This window comes from Mycobacterium sp. (assembly GCF_035653355.1).
In the GTDB taxonomy this organism is placed as follows: Bacteria; Actinomycetota; Actinomycetes; order Mycobacteriales; family Mycobacteriaceae; genus Mycobacterium.
Genome location: NZ_DASRBZ010000397.1, coordinates 1 through 2,838 on the forward strand (window position 1 = coordinate 1; position 2,838 = coordinate 2,838).

The following is a 2,838-nucleotide window of genomic DNA, read 5'->3' on the forward strand; positions in this document are numbered from 1 at the left end:
CACGAGGTCGTAGACGGTCGGCGTGATATCGCAGACGTTGACGTAGTTGTCGCGCACCTCTCCTCGCGCGGCAATCCCGTTGGGCCAGGAGATGATTGCCGTATCGGCTATGCCGCCCTCATGCGATGCATAGCGTTTGAACAACTTGTAGGGCGTGTTGAACGCCATCGCCCACCCGATCGGGTAGTGGTTGTAGGTCTCGGGTCCACCGAGCCGGTCGAAATACTTCAGGCTCTCTTCGACGGTGTCGATGTAGCCGTTGAAGAACTTCGTCTCGTTCACCGACCCGTTCGGGCCACCTTCACCGCTGGCCCCGTTGTCGGAGATCACCACGATCAGCGTGTTGTCCAACTGCCCGGAGTCCTCGAGATAGTCCAACACCCGGCCGATCTGGGCGTCGGTGTAGCTCAGGAAGCCGGCGAAAACCTCGGCCATCCGGGAGAACAATCTTTTCTCGTCGGCGCCCAGCGAGTCCCAGGACCGCACGGTGTCCTGCAGGGGCCACGGCTCGCCTTGCGGGCCTTGGACATCCAAATACGGATTGATCGGCGACAGTTCCGTATCCGGCGGCACGATACCCATCGCCTGCTGCCGCTCCAGCACGATGTCGCGGTACTTTTCGTACCCCATGTCGAAGCGGCCGGCGTATTTGTCTGCCCATTCCTTGAACACATGGTGCGGGGCATGTCCTGCACCGGGGCAGACGTAGGCAAACCACGGCTTGTCGGGTGCGATCACTTTCGCATCGCGAATGAACTCGATTGTCTTGTCGGCGATGTCCTTCGACAGGTGGTAGCCGTCTTCGGGAGTAGCCGGTGGCGGCACAGGGTGGTTGTCGTAGACCAGGTCCGGATACCACTGGTCGGTCTCCCCGCCCATGAAGCCGTAGAACCGCTCGAAGCCTCGCGATAGCGGCCAGTTCCGTTTCGTGGACGCGAGATTCGACTCTTCTAGCGGTGTGAGATGCCATTTGCCGACGCAGTAGGTGTTGTAGCCGCGCTCGGCCAGCACTTCAGAGAGCAACGCGGTGTCGGCGGGGATACGGCCGTTGCAGTTCGGAAACCCGTCGGTGAACTCTTCGATGGTGGCCATACCCACCGTGGTGGCGTTGCGACCAGTCAGCAATGACGCCCGAGTCGGCGAGCACAGCGCCGTGGTGTGAAACTGCGACAGCCGCACACCGTGGTCGGCGATTCTGGTCATGGCCGGCATGTCGACCAGCCCGCCGAAGCAATCCCATGTCGCGATCCCGACATCGTCCCACACCAGATAGAAGATGTTCGGCGCGTTTTCCGGTGCGGTCGGCGCCGCGTACGGTCCCCAATCCGGCTCGGAGTCACGGATATCCAGCTCGACCTTGCCCTGGAACTCTGTTGCCATCACCGGCTCCGTTCTTATCGGTGCCGCGAGCCTATACCCGTCCCGTGTCAAATACTCACGCACACTGCCAGCGTTTTAGGGCAGCCGAAACACACCAGCCCAGGTCACAAGGAACTCGCCGGGCGGTAGCGGGGCGAGTCCATCGCCAAGAGAACCAGCCGCAGCTGGGTCTTACTTGGCCTTCTCGAGGATTTCGACGAGCCGCCAGCGTTTGGTCGCCGACAGCGGACGGGTCTCCATCAGCGACACGCGGTCGCCGATGCCGGCGACGCTGTTCTCGTCGTGCGCCTTGACCTTCTTGGTGGTGCGGATGATCTTGCCGTAGAGCGAGTGCCGCACGCGGTCCTCAAGCTCGACCACGATAGTTTTCTGCATCTTGTCGCTGACGACGTAGCCGATCGCAGTCTTGCGCCGGCCCCTCGGCTTCGGGGTGCGCGGAGTGTGCTTGGGCCCCTTCTCTTTCGGCGCGGCGTCTTTGGCAGCCGCTTTCTTTGGAGCAGCCTTCGACGCTTTGGTAGCTGCCTTTTTCGCCGGGGCCTTCGTGCCAGTCTTAGCCTCTGCCATTACGATTCCTCACCCCCGGGCCCGGACGCCAGACCCAGTTCTCGTTCGCGCAGCACCGTGTAGATGCGTGCGATCTCCTGACGCACGGTGCGGAGCCGACGGTTGTTGCTGAGCTGTCCGGTCGCCATCTGGAACCGCAGATTGAACAGTTCCTCCTTGGATTCGCGCAGACGCTCGACCAGCTCGTCGTCAGTGAGCTCACGCAGTTCGCCGGCGGAAACGCCCACTGCCATCAGAACTGCTCCTCTCGGGTCACGATGCGGGCCTTGATCGGCAACTTGTGTATCGCTCTGGTGAGCGCGGCCCGGGCGACGGCTTCATTCGGGTAGCTCAGCTCGAACAGCACCCGGCCCGGTTTGACGTTGGCGATCCACCACTCCGGTGAACCCTTCCCTGAACCCATTCGGGTCTCGGCGGGCTTTTTGGTCAGCGGGCGGTCCGGGAAGATGTTGATCCACACTTTGCCGCCACGTTTGATGTGCCGGTTGATGGCGATACGCGCGGACTCGATCTGCCGGTTGGTGACATAGGCGTGCTCTAACGCCTGGATGCCGTAGTCGCCGAAGCTCACCGTGGTGCCGCCGCTGGCGATGCCGCGCTGGCGGGGACGGTGCTGCTTGCGGTGCTTGACTTTGCGGGGAATCAACATGATTCAGCTCTCCGTGCTCTGCGTCTCGAGGGCTGGCTCGGCGGCCGCGGGAGCGGCGGCGTCCTCAGCGCCTGCGGCCCGTCCCGCCTCGGTGCTGGTTCCCGTCGTCCCTGCAGCGCCGCTGCGACGCGGACGGGTACCCGACGGGCGCTCGCGGCGCGGACGGTCGGCGCCCGCTGCGGGCGCCGCCAACTCACGCTTGCCGCCGACGATGTCGCCCTTGTAGATCCACACCTTGACACCGA

At 63.4% G+C, this 2,838-nt stretch carries 4 protein-coding genes and 1 pseudogene; all 5 read right to left on the reverse strand.

Features of this window, described 5'->3' with window-relative positions; genetic code table 11:
• Positions 1–1,380, reverse strand: a 1,380-nt coding sequence (locus VFA16_RS13745) for an arylsulfatase (RefSeq protein WP_324968352.1), incomplete at its 3' end; no start/stop codon positions are given.
• A 171-nt stretch (positions 1,381–1,551) separates the two neighbouring features.
• Entirely contained in the window at positions 1,552–1,944 is a 393-nt protein-coding gene (gene rpsQ / locus VFA16_RS13750) for a 30S ribosomal protein S17 (protein ID WP_324968353.1), read from the reverse strand.
• Positions 1,944–2,177, reverse strand: coding sequence for a 50S ribosomal protein L29 (rpmC, locus tag VFA16_RS13755; protein WP_083089143.1), 234 nt, complete (start codon positions 2,175–2,177; stop codon positions 1,944–1,946). The genes rpsQ and rpmC overlap by 1 nt, the downstream gene beginning before the upstream one ends.
• Positions 2,177–2,593 carry a 50S ribosomal protein L16 gene (gene rplP / locus VFA16_RS13760; protein WP_324968354.1) on the reverse strand — a complete coding sequence of 139 codons (417 nt, stop codon included), beginning with the start codon at positions 2,591–2,593 and terminating at the stop codon, positions 2,177–2,179. The genes rpmC and rplP overlap by 1 nt, the downstream gene beginning before the upstream one ends.
• A gap of 3 nt (positions 2,594–2,596) precedes the next feature.
• Positions 2,597–2,838: pseudogene (locus tag VFA16_RS13765) on the reverse strand (30S ribosomal protein S3); the annotation flags it as partial.